This window comes from Streptomyces sp. NPDC059850 (assembly GCF_042731515.1).
Classification (GTDB): Bacteria; Actinomycetota; Actinomycetes; order Streptomycetales; family Streptomycetaceae; genus Streptomyces.
Genome location: NZ_JBHWJI010000039.1, coordinates 17188 through 32876, shown reverse-complemented (window position 1 = coordinate 32876; position 15689 = coordinate 17188). Strand labels below are relative to the sequence as shown.

The following is a 15689-nucleotide window of genomic DNA, read 5'->3' as shown; positions in this document are numbered from 1 at the left end:
CGAGCGCGGCCTGCTCCGTCTGAGTCACGCAGGCCCGCAGCGCAACTTGTAGCATACGGGGGCGGCCGGGCATGGTCAATGCACGAAGAGCGCACGTGGGGCCTAACGCCCCGAACCCGGCAATTTGCAAGTCACTGCTGCGACGCGGTCCCTTGCCGTGCCCCGCAGCCACAGGTCGATACAGAGAGTACGACGACGCGCCTGATGGTCCAAGAACACAAGCCCAGCGGTGCCTTCCGGGCCCCCGAGGCCCCCGAGGCCCCCGAGGCCGACGAGCCCACCGCCACCCGCCGGATCGCCGACGACACGGAGAGCAGCCGGGCCAGCCGCGGCTGGTGGGACCGCAACGCGGACGAGTACCAGGAGGAGCACGGCACGTTCCTCGGCGACGACCGCTTCGTCTGGGGCCCGGAAGGGCTGGACGAGGAGGAAGCCGGGCTGCTCGGACCCGCGGACCGGCTGAAGGGGCGCGACGTACTGGAGGTGGGCGCGGGCGCGGCGCAGTGCGCGCGGTGGCTCGCGGCGCGCGGCGCGCGCCCCGTGGCGCTCGACATCTCCCACCGGCAGCTGCGGCACGCCCAGCGGATCGACGGTCCCGGCTCCGACGGCATCGCGCTGGTCCAGGCCGACGCCACCGCGCTCCCCTTCCGGGACGGATCGTTCGACCTCGCCTGCTCGGCGTACGGGGCGGTGCCCTTCGTGGCGGAGCCGGTACGGGTGATGCGCGAGGTGCGCCGGGTACTGCGGCCGGGCGGCCGGTGGGTGTTCTCGGTGACGCATCCGGTGCGGTGGGCGTTCCCCGACGAGCCGGGGCCCGAGGGGCTGAGCATCTCCGGCTCGTACTTCGACCGCACCCCTTATGTGGAACAGGACGACGCGGGCCGTGCCGTCTATGTGGAGCACCACCGGACCATCGGTGACCGGGTACGGGACGTCGTGGGCGGGGGCTTCCGGCTGATCGACCTCGTGGAACCGGAATGGCCCGCCTGGAACCGTCAGGAGTGGGGCGGCTGGTCCCCGCTGCGCGGCGGGCTCATCCCGGGCACGGCCGTCTTCGTCTGCGAGCGGGATTGAGCGGGGGGCCTGGCGTGCGTACGGACGTCCTCGCGCGGCTCCCCGTCCGCGCGGCCGTACCCGAGCTGCTGCGCGCGCTCGACGAGCGGGGGTCGGCGGTGCTGTGCGCGCCGCCCGGGACCGGCAAGACCACCCTGGTGCCGCTCGTCCTGGCCGGACTGCTGGACGGCGCTGGCTCACCGGTTCGCCGTGTCCTGGTGGCCGAGCCGCGCCGGATCGCGGCGCGGGCCGCCGCGCGCCGCATGGCGTGGCTGCTCGGCGAGCGGACCGGCGAACGCGTCGGCTTCACGGTGCGCGGGGAGCGGCAGGCCGGGCCCCGCACCGTGGTCGAGGTGGTCACCACGGGTGTGCTGGTGCAGCGGCTGCAGCGGGACCAGGAGCTGGCCGGGGTCGACGCCGTCGTCCTGGACGAATGCCATGAGCGGCACCTGGACGCCGACACGGCGGCCGCCTTCCTGCTGGACGTCCAGGCCGCCCTGCGCCCGGAGCTGCGGCTGATCGCCGCGTCGGCGACGACGGACGCGGAGGGGTGGGCGCGGCTGCTGGGCGGCGATGGCGGCGGCCCCGCGCCGGTCGTCTCGGCCCCGGGCGTGTCGCACCCCGTCGAGGCGGTGTGGGCGCCGCCCGTACGTCCCGTACGCCCACCGCATGGCATGCGGGTGGACCCGGCCCAGCTCGACCACGTCGCGGACGTGGTGCGCCGCGCGCTGCGCGAGCGGTCGGGGGACGTCCTGTGCTTCCTGCCCGGCGTCGGCGAGATCGGCCGGGTGGCGGGGCTGCTGGGCGGCGCCGACGCGGACGTCCTCCAGGTCCACGGCCGGGCCCCCGCCGCCGTACAGGAAGCCGTGCTCGCGGGCTCGGACGGCGGGCGGCGGCGGGTGGTGCTGGCGACCTCGGTCGCCGAGTCGAGCCTGACCGTGCCGGGCGTACGGATCGTCGTCGACAGCGGCCTCGCCCGCGAACCGCGCATGGACCACGCGCGGGGTCTGAGCGCGCTGACGACCGTCCGGGCGTCCCGGGCCGCGGCCCGGCAGCGCGCGGGCCGGGCCGGGCGCGAGGCGCCGGGTACGGTCTACCGCTGCTGGCCGGAGGCCGAGGACGCCCGGCTGCCGCGCTTCCCGTCCCCGGAGATAGCCGAAGCCGACCTGACGGCCTTCGCCCTCCAGGCGGCGTGCTGGGGCGAACCGGACGCCTCCGGCCTCGCTCTGCTCGACCCACCGCCCGCCGGGGCCATGACGGCCGCGCGGGAGGTGCTGACCGCGATCGGCGCCGTCGACGCGGCGGGCCGCGCCACCGAACGCGGCCGCCGCATGTCCCGCCTCGGCCTCCACCCCCGCCTCGCCCGCGCCCTCATCGACGGCGCGGGCGAGGTAGGCGCCCGCCGGGCGGCCGAGGTGGTGGCCCTGCTGAGCGAGGAGCCGCCACGGGAGTACGGCGACGACCTGGCCGCCGCCTGGCACACCGCCCGCCGAGGTGCCGACCCGTACGCCACCCGCTGGCGCCAGGAGTCCCGCCGCCTGGAGCGCGCGGTGACGGGTGGCGGCGGCCCCCGTACGGACGCCCCCGGCGGACCGTCGGCGGCGACGCCCGCCGCCACCGAGCCGCCCGCGAGGGCAGAGACGGCCGAGCCCGCGGACACCCGAACCGGCCAGCCGGGGCCCACCTCCGGACACCCCGCACCGGACGCGGAGACCGACGCCGAGTGCGCGAGCGCCCCAACCGGACAGCCGGGCGCCGAGGCCGCACCCGGCCGGGCAGCCGCCGGGGCGCAGGCCGGACAGCCGGGGCGCGGGGGCGGGCGGACGCACACCAGCCAGGCCGCAGACAGGAGGCCCACCACGGCGACGCCCACCCCTGGGCACCCCACGCCACCCGCGAGAACCGAGGCCAAGCACCCGCCCGACGCCCCCGGCGGGGGCGAGGCGGCGGGCGCCGGGGCCGCAGCCGGACAGTCGGGCGGCATCCGGCGGGCCCACGGCGCCACGGCCCGGGGCGCACGGAGCGGGACGTCCGGCCGGGGGCAAGTCGTCGCGGGGCGGAGCGATGACGCCGTCGCCGGGCTGGTCGTCGCGCTCGCGTTTCCTGAGCGGGTGGCTCGGTCGCGGGGTGGGCGGGCGTATCTCATGGCCGCCGGGACCGGGGCCGAACTACACGACGGGTCGCGGTTGGGCGGGGCGCCGTGGCTGGCCGTGGCGGTCGCGGACCGGCCGGTGGCCGCCGCGTCGGCGCGGGTGCGGCTCGCCGCCGTCACCGACGAGGAGACGGCCCGTACGGCGGCCGCGGTGCTGGGGTCGGACGGCGAGGAGGTGCGCTGGGCCGACGGGGACGTCGTCGCCCGGCGGGTGTCCCGGCTCGGGGCGATCGAGCTGGTGGTCCGGCCGCTGGCCGCGCCCGACCCGGCGCTCGTGCACGCGGCGCTGCTGGAGGGGCTGCGGCGCGAGGGGACGGGGCTGCTGCGCTGGTCCGCGCAGGCCATCGCCGTACGGCAGCGGATGGCGTTCCTGTACCGGGAGCTGGGGGCGCCCTGGCCGGACGTGTCGGAGGCGGCGCTGCTGGCGGACCCGGACGCGTGGCTGGGCATGGAGCTGGGCCGGGCGCGGCGGCGGGCGGATCTGGAGCGGGTGGACGCCGGTCAGGCGCTGGCCCGGCTGCTGCCGTGGGCGACCGGCGACGCGGCGCGCTTCGAGGAGCTGGCGCCGGAGCGGGTCGAGGTGCCGAGCGGGTCGCGGGTGCGGGTGGACTACGGGGACGAGGGCGGGCAGCCGGTGCTGGCGGCGAAGCTGCAGGAGCTGTTCGGCTGGCAGGAGTCGCCGCGGATCGCGGGCGGGCGGGTGCCGCTGCTGGTGCACCTGCTGTCACCGGCGGGGCGTCCGGCCGCGGTCACGGCCGACCTGGCGTCGTTCTGGCGGGACGGCTACCGGTCCGTACGGGCCGAGCTGCGCGGCCGCTACCCCAAGCACCCGTGGCCGGAGGACCCGACCACGGCCGAGCCGACGCGGCGCACCAACAGCCGCCGCTGAACGGCTTCAGACCGCCCAGGCGCGCAGCCGCCGGGCGGTCTCGCTCAGGCGGAGCCGGTTGTCCCGTATGTCGCGGATGAGGCTCACCATGCCGCCGGACGGCGGGGCGATCGCCTCGCCGGACTCCTCCAGGTACATCTGGGCGCAGGCGGCGCCGATCACCGCGTTGTAGTCGGAGAACGGTTCCAGGATCAGCGAGGTGTGGAGGAAGGTCGCGGCGCGGGCCGCGGCCTCCTCGTAGTACGGCTCGCCCGCGAACCGTTCGTAGCGGTGCCGCTCGCTCATGCAGTGGAGTGCGCCCCAGTCCCGTACGGGAGTGTTCACCGGGGAGACGTCGACCTGCACGTTGAGCACCCAGCCGGCGTCGACATACAGGATCAACGCAGCCCTTCCGGGAACTCCCGCTCGAACTCGGCCTTGTAGCCCATGGCGAACCGCACGGCGCCTTCGACGAAGCGCTGCTTCTGACGCCGCCGAACGACGTCCTCGGTCAGTATGTCGTGGGCGAGGCGCTTGATGGCCACGCCCTTCTCCTTGGCCTCCGCGCGCAGCTCGGCCAGTTCCTGCTCGGTGAACTCGATCGTGATACCCGGCATGGAGCGCATGCTAGCCAGCTAACTACCGAGATCACTACCGGCGTCACTATCAGGAGGGAACGCGGGGACGGAGGTTGACGATCCGTCGCCGCGTCCCCTGCCCGGGCGCCGCCCGGCGGCCGCGCGCCTCCAGCAGCAGCGCGAGCGCGAGCAGTCCGGCGCCCAGCAGCCCGAACCCCCAGGGCACATACGTCGTGAAGGCGAGGACCAGCTGCCGCTGCGAGGTGACCAGCTCGACCGTGTGGGCGACGTAGTCCTCGCGCATCTTCACGTGCCCGGAGAAGACGGTCACCCGGTCCCGGCCACCGAGCAGCGTGCCGCCGCGCAGCTCCTCGCGGTGGATCTCCTGCCCGTTGACGGGCGCCCCGGTGGTGGGCTCGACCCAGAACATCCGCTTGGTGGTGTACCAGCGGGAGGTCCCGGCCTTGCGGACGGTCTCCGGGGTGATGCCGTCGACCGGCATGGTCTTGGGCAGCGGGACCTTGGTCCAGGGGATGGTCTGCTCGAAGTAGTACACCGTCAGACCGCGGAACTGGCGGGTGCCCTGGTAGTGGATGGGCGCGGAGGTGCGGGTCTGGGCGTCGAAGTAGCGGTAGTCGCGCTTCTCGGTGAGGAACGGCCACTTGTACTCGATGCCCTCGCGGCGCACGGCGTCGCCGTCGACGTGCTCGCCGCCCGCGTGCACCGGGTCCTGGGTGTGGGCGTCGAAGACGTAGCGCTCGGGGATGCGGGAGACCATCTTGCCGTCTGGGCCCTGGATGTACGACAGGGCGTCCCAGACGACGACATCGCGCCCGGTCTCCGCGCCGACCTTCTTCGCCGCGCCCACGTTCCCGCGCAGGGTCTGCACGATGCTGACCTTGGGGACCGTGCGGGGCTTCATCGTCGCGTAGTCGAGCAGGGTGGCGGGGCGGGCCTCCAGGACGGCCGTCTGGTACTCGCTGGGCGGGATCTTGGCGAGCCGGGGGAAGGCGTACCAGCGCACCAGCGGCGCGAGGGCGGCGAAGAAGACGGCGAAGGCGAGCAGCACCAGGCTGGCTTTGCGGCGCATGGCGGGGTGTCCCTCCCTCAGGGGCGCTCGGGGACGGTGGTGAGCAGCGGCTTGGGGGAGGTGGTGCCGCTGGGGGCGCCGATGGCCGTCACCGTGAAGACGAGGGCGAGGGCGGCGGCGAGTCCGATCGCGGCGGCGGCGAGGGCGCGCATGCGGGCCTCCCGTGGTTCCAGTGACGACTGCTGACAGGGCGTCAGTTTCAGCCGGGGCTGGGCACCGTAGCAACGAGCGGCGCGAATGAGAACACGCAAGCCCGAATCGCGAAACGCGCCGCCCCCGGGCCCGGTGGGGGCTCGGGGGCGGCGCGCTGGATGCCCTGGCGGCGGCTGCCTAGGAGGCGGCGGCCGGGGTGACCTTCAGCTCGACGTCCAGGACGGCGCCGTCAGCTGTGGTGAGGCGGAGCAGATAGGTGCCCGCGTGCTCGTCGGTCAGGACCTTCGGAAGCATCAGCTGTCCGAGGGCGTTGGTCTTCAGCCCGGTCAGGGTGCGCACCGGCTTGTCCTCGGCGTCGAGGAAGTACGGGCCCTTGTCGTTCAGCTCGGGCTTCTTGGCGTCCTTGATCATGGTCGCGGTGACCGGGACGCCCGCCGCGACCTTGCCCTTGTAGGTCGCCTTGACGGTGAGGAGATCGGCGAAGGAACCACCGGCCTCGGCCGTCAGGACGCCGTCCCCGAGGCGGGCCAGCGCGTCGGCCTGCGGTACGGGGCGGGGCTTGACGGTCCCGGCGTAGTCGACCGGGGCCACCTTGTCGCGCCCGACGGCCGTGGCGCGCAGCGTGAACGAACCGGCCTTCTCGCCCGCGAGCATCTTGGGCGCGGTGACGGTGCCATCGGGGCCGGTGAGCAGGGTGATGGAACGGACGAGGCCGATGAAGCGGGCGCTCGTCTCGCCGCGGATCTCGTACTTCACGCGCGCCGCCGCCACCGGCTTGCCCTTGGCGTCCACCGCGAGGACCTTCGGGGACCGGCTGAACGTCTCACCGGCGGTGGCGGTGAGCTGCTGGGCGCCGATCGCGGTCAGCTTGGCGGCGCCGGTGGGCTTGGGGGCGGGGGTGGTGGGCGGCGTGGTCGGCGGGGTGGGGAGGTTCGGACCGGGCGTCTGCCCGGGGCCCTCGTCGGTCGGGTCGGGCGAGGGGGAGGTGGAGCCGCCGCGCCCGTCGTCGGTCTCGTCGGGCTTGGGCAGGGTGTGCGCCCCGCCGTTGCCCTTCCCGGAACCGTCGCCCTTCCCGGAACCGTTGCCCTTGCCGGATTCCTTCGAGCCGGACGGGGAGCCCTGCTTCGAGCCGTCACCGGACGGCTCGCTCCGCTCCGAGGGCAGCACACCGGCGCCGTCGGGAACCTCGTGGGTGCCGCTCTTGTAGTACTCGAACCACGACAGGACGGTGTTCAGGTACTCCTGCGAGCGGTTGTAGCCGAGGATCGCGGCGTTCAGGTCCTTCTGGACGGACAGGTCACGGTTGTTGGCACACAGATAGTTGCCCGCGGCGAGCGCCGCGTCATAGATGTTGTTGGGGTCGCTGCGCCCGTCCCCATTGCCGTCCTGGCCCCAGCCCGCCCAGGTGGACGGGATGAACTGCATGGGGCCGACGGCCCGGTCGTGGGTGGTGTCCCCGTCGAACTCGCCGCCGTCGCTGTCCTTGATCAGGGCGAAGCCGTTGCCGTTGAGAGCCGGGCCGAGGATGGGGCTGACGGTCGTCCCCTCCCGGTCCACGTTGCCGCCGCGGGCCTGGCCGGACTCGACCTTGCCGATAGCGGCCAGCAGCTGCCACGGCAGGTTGCAGCCGGGCTTGGACTCCCTGAGCGCCGCCTCCGCCTTCTTGTACGCGGCCAGCACGCTCGCCGGGATGCCCGCCTGGGCCTTGGCACTGCTGCCCGGGAACCCCGGCAGATCGACCGAGGAGCCCGGCTTGTCCGGCTTGGTCAGGGGCGGCAGCTCGGTGTGGTACGAACCGCCGCCGTCGATGGGCGTATCGGGCGACGGCTGCGCCCCACTGGCCCGGTCCCGGTGATCCCCGTCGCCGTAGTCCTGCGCGGCGAAGCCGGGCGCCTGGGATGCGGTGAGGGCGGCCATCGCGGCCGCCGCGACCGCCGTCGTGGCCGCCCCCTTACGCAGACGTCGGCCGATAAGCGGTGCCATCCGTGTGTCCCTCCCGTCGAACACAATGCGCTCCCCCGCGCGTCAACCCTGGTGACACTACGACAACTTAGAGCCCGCGACTACCGCTGCCCACCGCCCGTCAGCGGCCATTCGAGGGTCCGGACTTGACGCTTCCGCCCGGGCGCCCGCTCAGTGGGCGGCCGACTCCCAGTCGGTGCCGACACCCACCGACACATCCAGCGGAGCGCGCAGTTGGAACGCACCGGCCATCTCGCGCCGCACCAGCTCCTCCACGCGCTCCCGCTCCCCCGGCGCGATCTCCAGCACGATTTCGTCGTGCACTTGGAGCAGCATCCGCGACGAGAGTTCGCCTGCCGTCAACGCGGCGTCCACCTTCAGCATCGCGATCTTGACGATGTCGGCGGCGGTGCCCTGGATCGGGGCGTTGAGCGCCATCCGCTCGGCCATCTCGCGGCGCTGCCGGTTGTCGCTGGTGAGATCGGGGAGGTAGCGGCGGCGGCCGAGCATGGTCTCCGTATAGCCGATGGCGCGTGCCTCCTCCACAACCCGCTGCAGATAGTCGCGGACCCCGCCGAACCGCTCGAAGAAGGTGTCCATCAGGCGGCGCGCCTCGTCCGGGCCGATGCCCAGCTGCCCGGAGAGGCCGAACGCCGAGAGCCCGTACGCCAGGCCGTACGACATGGCCTTGATCTTGCGCCGCATCTCCGGGTCGACCTCGGACTTGTCGACGCCGAACACCTGGGAGGCGACCGTGGTGTGCAGGTCCTCACCCGAGGTGAACGCCTCGATCAGGCCGTCGTCCTCGGAGAGATGGGCCATCACGCGCAGCTCGATCTGGCTGTAGTCGGCGGTCATCAGGGACTCGAAGCCCTCGCCGACGACGAAGCCGCGCCGGATCGCCCGGCCCTCGTCCGTACGCACCGGGATGTTCTGCAGGTTGGGGTCGGTCGACGACAGCCGGCCGGTCGCCGCCACGGTCTGGTTGAACGTGGTGTGGATGCGGCCGCTGGAGGAGATCGTCTTGATCAGCCCCTCCACGGTGGAGCGCAGCCGGGCCTGCTCCCGGTGGCGCAGCATGATCACCGGGAGTTCGTGGTCGGTCTGCGCGGCCAGCCAGGCGAGCGCGTCGGCGTCCGTCGTGTACCCGGTCTTGGTCTTCTTCGTCTTCGGCAGGCCCAGCTCGTTGAAGAGCACTTCCTGGAGCTGCTTGGGCGAGCCGAGGTTGAACTCGTGGCCCACCGCGGCGTGCGCCTCCTTCACCGCCTGCTGGACGGCGCCCGCGAACTGCTGCTCCATGCCCTCCAGCCAGCCGCGGTCGGCGGCGATTCCGGAGCGCTCCAGCCGGGCCAGCAGCTCGGAGGTGGGCAGCTCCACATCGCTCAGCAGCCCGGCCGCGCCGACCTCCTCCAGCCGCCCGCGGAACGCCTGGCCGAGGTCGAGCACCGTACGCGCCTTGATCATCAGGGCGTCCTGCTCGGCCTGTTCGTCGGCGCCGAAGGCGAGCTGCCCGCTGTCGGCGGCCGCCGCCGGGGACAGCTCACGGCCCAGGTACTCGACGGACAGGGCGTCCAGCTCGAAGGACCGGCGGCCCGGCTTGACCAGATAAGCGGAGAGCGCGGTGTCCATCGAGACGCCCGCGACGGACCAGCCGTGCTCGGCGAAGACCCGCATGGCGCCCTTGGCGCTGTGCAGCACCTTCGGGCGGTCCGGGTCGGCGATCCAGGCCGCGAAGGCCCGCTCGTCGGCCTCGTCCAGCTCGGTCGGGTCGAAGCAGACGGCGGGCCCGCCCGCGGTGGCGAGCGCGATCTCGCTGACGCTGCCGCTGCCCAGCGCCCAGGTGTCCACGGTGGCCAGGCCCAGCGGCTCGGCGCCGCGGTCCGCCAGCCAGGGCGCCAGCTCGCCCGCGGCGAGCGTCACCCCGTCGACCTCGACGCCGGGGGCCGCGGCGGCGGGCTCCTCCTCGGCCGCGCCCGGGTCGACCGCCAGGATCCGGTCGCGGAAGTTCTGGTGGCGGAACTCCAGCGCGTCCAGCACCACGGCCATCGCCTCGCGGTCGTACGGCACGCGCTTGAGACCGTCGGGGCCTGTGCCCAGCTCCACGTCCCTGACCAGCTCGGTCAGCTGGCGGTTGAGCTTGACGGCGTCCAGGTGGTCGCGCAGCTTCTCGCCGACCTTGCCCTTGACCTCGTCGACCCGGTTCACCAGCTCCTGGAACGACCCGAACTGGTTGATCCACTTCGCGGCGGTCTTCTCGCCGACCCCCGGGATGCCGGGCAGGTTGTCCGACGGGTCGCCGCGCAGCGCCGCGAAGTCCGGGTACTGGCGCGGGGTGAGGCCGTACTTCTCCTGGACCTTCTCGGGGGTGAACCGGGTCAGCTCGGAGACGCCCTTGGTCGGGTAGAGGACCGTCACATGGTCGCTGACCAGCTGGAACGAATCGCGGTCACCGGTGACGATCAGCACCTCGAAGCCCTCGGCCTCGGCCTGGGTGGCCAGGGTGGCGATCACGTCGTCCGCCTCGAAGCCGTCCACCGCGAAGCGCGTGACGTTCATCGTGTCGAGCAGCTCGCCGATCAGCTCGACCTGCCCCTTGAACTCGTCCGGGCTCTTGGAGCGGTTCGCCTTGTACTCCGTGAACTGCTCGGAGCGCCAGGTCTTGCGCGAGACATCGAACGCCACCGCCAGGTGCGTGGGCTGCTCATCACGGAGCGTGTTCGCCAGCATCGAGGTGAAGCCGTAGATCGCGTTCGTCGTCTGGCCGGAGGTCGTGCTGAAGTTCTCCGCCGGCAGCGCGAAGAACGCCCGGTATGCCAGGGAATGCCCGTCCAGCAGGAGCAGGCGGGGACGGTCGTCCCCCGTGCGGTCGGGGGCGGGCGCTGCGGTCTTCTTCGATGCTTTCTCTGCCACGCCCCCGATCCTGCCACGCCCCACCGACAACGCTCCCCGCCTCCCACCCCCGGCGGCCTCCCGGGTGACCCCGAAGTCGGTGACTCATGAAAGGATCGAAGGGGAACAGGCCCTGCACACGCCGAGCCAAAAAAAGGGGAGCGACATGGCAGCCAAGCCACCCGCAGGCGATCCGATCCAGGACGCGCCCGAGGTCGCACCCCCGAAACACGCCGCCGCCGGGCTCACCGCGGTCGGTCACTCGCTGCGCATCGCCCATCAGCAGATGGGAATCCGCCGCACCGCCCAAACCCTCATGCGGGTCAACCAGAAGAACGGCTTCGACTGCCCGGGCTGCGCCTGGCCCGAGGGCGACAAGCGGCACGCGGCCGAGTTCTGCGAGAACGGCGCGAAGGCCGTCGCCGAGGAGGCGACCCTGCGCCAGGTCACCCCCGACTTCTTCGCCGCCCACCCGGTGGCCGACCTCGCCACCCGCAGCGGCTACTGGCTCGGCCAGCAGGGCCGGATCACCCAGCCCATGTTCCTGGACGAGGGCGCCGACGCCTACGAGCCGGTGAGCTGGGACCGCGCGTTCGACATCATCGCCGACGAACTGCACGCCCTGGACTCCCCCGACGAGGCCCTCTTCTACACCTCCGGGCGCACCAGCAACGAGGCCGCCTTCCTCTACCAGCTCTTCGCCCGCGAGTTCGGCACCAACAACCTGCCGGACTGCTCCAACATGTGCCACGAGTCCTCGGGCTCCGCGCTGACCGAGACCCTGGGCGTCGGCAAGGGCAGCGTGCTGCTGGAGGATCTCCACAAGGCCGACCTGATCATCGTCGCCGGGCAGAACCCGGGCACCAACCACCCGCGCATGCTCTCCGCCCTGGAGAAGGCGAAGGGCAACGGCGCGAACATCATCTCCATCAACCCGCTGCCCGAGGCGGGTCTGGAGCGGTTCAAGAACCCGCAGAACGCCAAGGGGATCGCGGGCGTCGGCACCTCGCTCACCGATCTCTTCCTGCAGATCCGGATCGGCGGCGACCAAGCCCTCTTCCGCCTCCTCAACAAGCTGATCCTGGAGACATCCGACAACGCCGCCAGCACAGAAGACGGCGTGATCGACGAGGACTTCATCCGCGAGCACACCCACGGCTTCGAGGAGTTCGCCGCCGCCGCCCGCGCCGCCGACTGGGACGAGACGCTGCGCGCCACCGGCCTCACCCGGGACGAGATCGAGCGCACGCTTGCCATGGTCCTCGCCTCCAAGCGCACCATCGTCTGCTGGGCCATGGGTCTGACCCAGCACAAGCACTCGGTGCCCACCATCCGCGAGGTCGTGAACTTCCTGCTGCTGCGCGGCAACGTCGGCCGCCCCGGCGCCGGGGTGTGCCCGGTGCGCGGCCACAGCAATGTGCAGGGCGACCGCACCATGGGCATCTTCGAGCGGCCCGCCCCCGCCTTCCTGGACGCCCTGGAGAAGGAGTTCGGCTTCGCCCCGCCGCGTGAACACGGCCTCGACGTCGTCGACTCCATCCGCGCCCTGCGCGACGGCCGGGCCAAGGTCTTCTTCGCCATGGGCGGCAACTTCGTGGCCGCCTCCCCCGACACCGACGTCACCGAGGCCGCCATGCGCGTCGCCCGGCTGACCGTCCACGTCTCCACCAAGCTCAACCGCTCGCACGTGGTCACCGGCACCCGCGCCCTGATCCTGCCCACCCTCGGCCGCTCGGACCGGGACATCCAGGACGGCGGGCCGCAGTTCGTCACCGTCGAGGACTCGATGGGCATGGTGCACGCCTCGCGCGGCAGGCTGGAGCCCGCGAGCCCGCAGCTGCTCTCCGAACCGGCCATCGTCTGCCGACTGGCCCGGCGGGTGCTCGGCCCCGAAAGCGCCACCCCCTGGGCGGAGTTCGAGCGCGACTACGCCACGGTCCGTGACCGGATCGCGGCCGTCATCCCCGGCTTCGAGGACTTCAACACCCGGGTCGCCAACCCGTCCGGCTTCGCGCTGCCGCACGCCCCGCGCGACAGCCGCAGCTTCCCGACCACCACCGGCAAGGCCAACTTCACCGCCGCCCCGGTCGAGTACCCGAAGGCCCCGGAGGGCCGGCTGCTGCTGCAGACCCTGCGCTCCCACGACCAGTACAACACCACCATCTACGGCCTCGACGACCGCTACCGCGGCATCAAGAACGGCCGCCGGGTGGTGCTCATCCACCCCGAGGACGCCCGCGAGCGGGGACTCGCCGACGGCGCGTACTGCGACCTGGTCAGCGAGTGGACGGACGGCACCGAGCGGCGCGCCGCCGGGTTCCGGGTGGTCCACTACCCGACCACCCGTGGCTGCGCCGCCTCGTACTACCCGGAGACCAACGTCCTGGTCCCGCTGGACTCCACGGCCGACACCAGCAACACCCCGGCCAGCAAGTCCGTGGTGATCCGGCTGGAGCCCACCCATCCCGTCTGACCCCGTCTAAGCGTCCGCTCAGCGCACCTGATAAGAAGCCTGTATAAGAAGGTGGACACCGCACACAACCGAACGGAGCCGTCCCGATGGGCGAGCAGGGCAGCGTGAAGTTCCCGCAAGAGGTCATCGACGAGTACGCGGCGCTCGGCGTCGACCTCCCCGCGCTGTTCTCCGCCGGTCACCTCGGCACCCGCATGGGCGTGCAGATCCTCGAAGCCTCCGCGGAGCGGGTCGTGGGCACCATGCCCGTCGAGGGCAACACCCAGCCGTACGGCCTGCTCCACGGCGGCGCCTCCGCCGTGCTGGCCGAGACCCTCGGCTCGGTGGGCTCCATGCTGCACGGCGGCAGCGGCCGGATCGCGGTGGGCGTCGACCTCAACTGCACCCACCACCGCGGGGCGCGCTCCGGTCTGGTCACCGGGGTGGCCACGCCCGTCCACCGGGGGCGCTCGACCGCCACGTACGAGATCGTCATCAGCGACGAGCAGGACCGCCGGGTGTGCACCGCCCGGCTGACCTGCCTGCTGCGCACGGCGGAGGGCCTGCCGAAGCCGTAACACCCCAGCTCACACGAGGCGCCACCCCCGGATCCCGGGGGTGGCGCTTTCGCGTGCGCGGCCCGCGAACAGGTCTCGCGGACAGGCCGGAACCCCTCCCCCCGGTTGTAACACTCCGTAATACTTGCGCAATACAAGATCAGGCGGCTTCGCCGCGTGACGTCATCGATGATGATCTCTCCTCGCGGGCATGAGCACATCACTCCATGCATCGCTCACGAGTTCCCCTCACTCCTTAGCGGAACTGCAGCTTCTCACTATCCGGACCTTATGAATTGACCGTAAACACCCGCTTTGTCCTTTCCGTTCCGCTACACCGACACAAGAACGTGACCAGTGTCATAACAAGACAGTCACATCATGGTCTGCACCTCTGCCACCTACTGCGCCCCACGCTTAGAGTCACAGCCAGTCACGACCACGACGGGTGTTCGCCAGCACCCGTACGGCTGTTCAAGGTCCACCGGCGCGGACACGGCGTCCCAATCCAGAGGGACGGCCGGGCCAGGGAAAGGATTCTTCGTGCGACAGCGTTCCTTGCTCATCATGACGACCGCGATCACCGCGGGAGCCCTCACCCTCAGCGCCTGCGGTTCGCGCGGCCAGAACGACAGCGAGGACAAGGACAAGAAGACCACCGTCGTCATCGGTGTCGACGCCCCGCTCACCGGGTCGCTGTCGGCACTCGGCCAGGGCATCAAGAACGGCGTCGACCTCGCCGCCAAGGTGGCCACCAAGCAGAACGAGGTCCCCGGCGTCACGTTCAAGATCAAGCCCTACGACGACCAGGCCGTGCCGTCCTCCGGCAAGCAGAACGCCACCTCCATGGTCGACGACGACGCCATCCTCGGCACGGTCGGCCCGCTGAACTCCGGCGTCGCCCAGTCCATGCAGGGCGTCTTCGCCAAGGCGGACCTGGCCGAGGTCTCCCCGGCCAACACCAACCCGGCGCTGAGCCAGGGCGACGCCTGGGCGACGGGCAAGAAGTCCCGCCCGTTCAAGACCTACTTCCGCACCGCGACCACGGACATCATCCAGGGCCGCTTCGCCGCGCAGTACTTCTACAAGGACGCGAAGAAGCGGAAGGTCTTCGTCGTCGACGACAAGCAGACCTACGGCGCCGGACTCGCCAAGATCTTCGCGGAGGAGTTCAAGAGCCTCGGCGGCAAGGTCGTCGGCACCGACCACCTCACCGTCAAGGAGACCGACTTCTCCGGCATCGCGGGCAAGGTCAAGTCCACCGGCGCCGACTCCGTCTACTTCGGCGGCCAGTACCCCGAGGGCGGACTGCTGTCCGACCAGATCAAGCAGGCCGGTGCCAAGGTCCCGGTCATGGGCGGCGACGGCCTCTACGACCCCGCCTTCATCAAGGCCTCCGGCACCAGCAACGAGGGTGACCTCGCCACCTCCGTCGGCTACCCCGTCGAACAGCTCGCCTCCGCCAAGACGTTCGTCAAGAACTACGCGGCCGAGAAGTACAAGGACCCGTACGGCGCCTACGGCGGCTACTCCTACGACGCCGCCTGGGCCATCATCCAGGCCGTCAAGGCCGTCGTCGCGGACAACGACGGCAAGGTCCCCGACGACGCCCGCGCCAAGGTCACCGAAGCGCTGGGCAAGGTCTCCTTCGACGGCGTGACCGGCAAGGTCGCCTTCGACGAGTACGGCGACACCACCAACAAGCAGCTGACCGTCTACCAGGTCAAGAACGGCGCCTGGAAGTCCGTGACGAGCAGGACCTTCAAGGACTAGCGCCTTCCCGGGGCACCACCCCCGCCCACCCACGCAACGCAACCGCGGCACGGGGCCCCCCCCCCCCCCAGCCCGGCGGCAAAAACCACAACCACCACGGACGCCCCGCGGTGCCACAACAGCCCCCAACGCAGGGAAACCGGCAGGCCCACCGGCGGCACG

At 72.1% G+C, this 15689-nt stretch carries 11 protein-coding genes; 5 read left to right on the top strand and 6 right to left on the bottom strand.

Annotation, left to right across the window (positions count from 1 at the left end):
- Positions 1-204 precede the first annotated feature (204 nt).
- Both ACFV9T_RS28225 and ACFV9T_RS28220 read left to right on the top strand, forming a co-directional pair.
- Positions 205-1074 carry a class I SAM-dependent methyltransferase gene (locus ACFV9T_RS28225; RefSeq protein WP_385445125.1) on the top strand — a complete coding sequence of 290 codons (870 nt, stop codon included), beginning with the start codon at positions 205-207 and terminating at the stop codon, positions 1072-1074.
- Complete coding sequence (locus ACFV9T_RS28220; RefSeq protein WP_385445123.1) at positions 978-4094, top strand: ATP-dependent RNA helicase; 3117 nt, start codon at positions 978-980, stop codon at positions 4092-4094. Before ACFV9T_RS28225 ends, ACFV9T_RS28220 begins: the two co-directional genes overlap by 97 nt.
- A gap of 6 nt (positions 4095-4100) precedes the next feature.
- On the opposite strand, the gene ACFV9T_RS28215 is transcribed toward ACFV9T_RS28220, so the two are convergent.
- From ACFV9T_RS28215 to polA, 6 genes are all read right to left on the bottom strand, one after another.
- On the bottom strand, positions 4101-4475 hold the full coding sequence (locus ACFV9T_RS28215) for a hypothetical protein (protein ID WP_385445122.1): 375 nt from the start codon (positions 4473-4475) through the stop codon (positions 4101-4103).
- On the bottom strand, positions 4472-4690 hold the full coding sequence (locus ACFV9T_RS28210) for a hypothetical protein (protein ID WP_234357101.1): 219 nt from the start codon (positions 4688-4690) through the stop codon (positions 4472-4474). Before ACFV9T_RS28210 ends, ACFV9T_RS28215 begins: the two co-directional genes overlap by 4 nt.
- A gap of 49 nt (positions 4691-4739) precedes the next feature.
- Entirely contained in the window at positions 4740-5741 is a 1002-nt protein-coding gene (locus tag ACFV9T_RS28205) for a DUF3068 domain-containing protein (protein WP_385445120.1), read from the bottom strand.
- 17 nt (positions 5742-5758) lie between these two features.
- Positions 5759-5893: an SPW_0924 family protein gene (locus ACFV9T_RS28200; RefSeq protein ID WP_385445119.1), complete on the bottom strand. Its 135-nt coding sequence runs from the start codon at positions 5891-5893 to the stop codon at positions 5759-5761.
- Between the two features lie 178 nt (positions 5894-6071).
- Complete coding sequence (locus tag ACFV9T_RS28195) at positions 6072-7877, bottom strand: lytic murein transglycosylase (RefSeq protein ID WP_385445117.1); 1806 nt, start codon at positions 7875-7877, stop codon at positions 6072-6074.
- A 150-nt stretch (positions 7878-8027) separates the two neighbouring features.
- Positions 8028-10766 carry a DNA polymerase I gene (polA, locus tag ACFV9T_RS28190; protein WP_385445115.1) on the bottom strand — a complete coding sequence of 913 codons (2739 nt, stop codon included), beginning with the start codon at positions 10764-10766 and terminating at the stop codon, positions 8028-8030.
- A 145-nt stretch (positions 10767-10911) separates the two neighbouring features.
- On the opposite strand from polA, the gene ACFV9T_RS28185 reads away from it, so the two are divergent.
- From ACFV9T_RS28185 to ACFV9T_RS28175, 3 genes are all read left to right on the top strand, one after another.
- Positions 10912-13218 carry an FdhF/YdeP family oxidoreductase gene (locus tag ACFV9T_RS28185; RefSeq protein ID WP_385445113.1) on the top strand — a complete coding sequence of 769 codons (2307 nt, stop codon included), beginning with the start codon at positions 10912-10914 and terminating at the stop codon, positions 13216-13218.
- An 86-nt stretch (positions 13219-13304) separates the two neighbouring features.
- On the top strand, positions 13305-13775 hold the full coding sequence (locus ACFV9T_RS28180) for a hotdog fold thioesterase (protein ID WP_385445111.1): 471 nt from the start codon (positions 13305-13307) through the stop codon (positions 13773-13775).
- Between the two features lie 522 nt (positions 13776-14297).
- Entirely contained in the window at positions 14298-15527 is a 1230-nt protein-coding gene (locus tag ACFV9T_RS28175; protein WP_385445109.1) for a branched-chain amino acid ABC transporter substrate-binding protein, read from the top strand.
- The last annotated feature ends 162 nt before the right edge of the window (positions 15528-15689 follow it).

Coding starts and splice junctions, on each gene's coding strand:
- ACFV9T_RS28225 (WP_385445125.1), top strand. CDS start 205: ATGGTCCAAGAACACAAGCCCAGCGGTGCCTTCCGGGCCCCCGAGGCC.
- ACFV9T_RS28220 (WP_385445123.1), top strand. CDS start 978: ATGGCCCGCCTGGAACCGTCAGGAGTGGGGCGGCTGGTCCCCGCTGCG.
- ACFV9T_RS28210 (WP_234357101.1), bottom strand. CDS start 4,690: ATGCCGGGTATCACGATCGAGTTCACCGAGCAGGAACTGGCCGAGCTG.
- ACFV9T_RS28205 (WP_385445120.1), bottom strand. CDS start 5,741: ATGCGCCGCAAAGCCAGCCTGGTGCTGCTCGCCTTCGCCGTCTTCTTC.
- ACFV9T_RS28200 (WP_385445119.1), bottom strand. CDS start 5,893: ATGCGCGCCCTCGCCGCCGCCGCGATCGGACTCGCCGCCGCCCTCGCC.
- ACFV9T_RS28195 (WP_385445117.1), bottom strand. CDS start 7,877: ATGGCACCGCTTATCGGCCGACGTCTGCGTAAGGGGGCGGCCACGACG.
- ACFV9T_RS28185 (WP_385445113.1), top strand. CDS start 10,912: ATGGCAGCCAAGCCACCCGCAGGCGATCCGATCCAGGACGCGCCCGAG.
- ACFV9T_RS28180 (WP_385445111.1), top strand. CDS start 13,305: ATGGGCGAGCAGGGCAGCGTGAAGTTCCCGCAAGAGGTCATCGACGAG.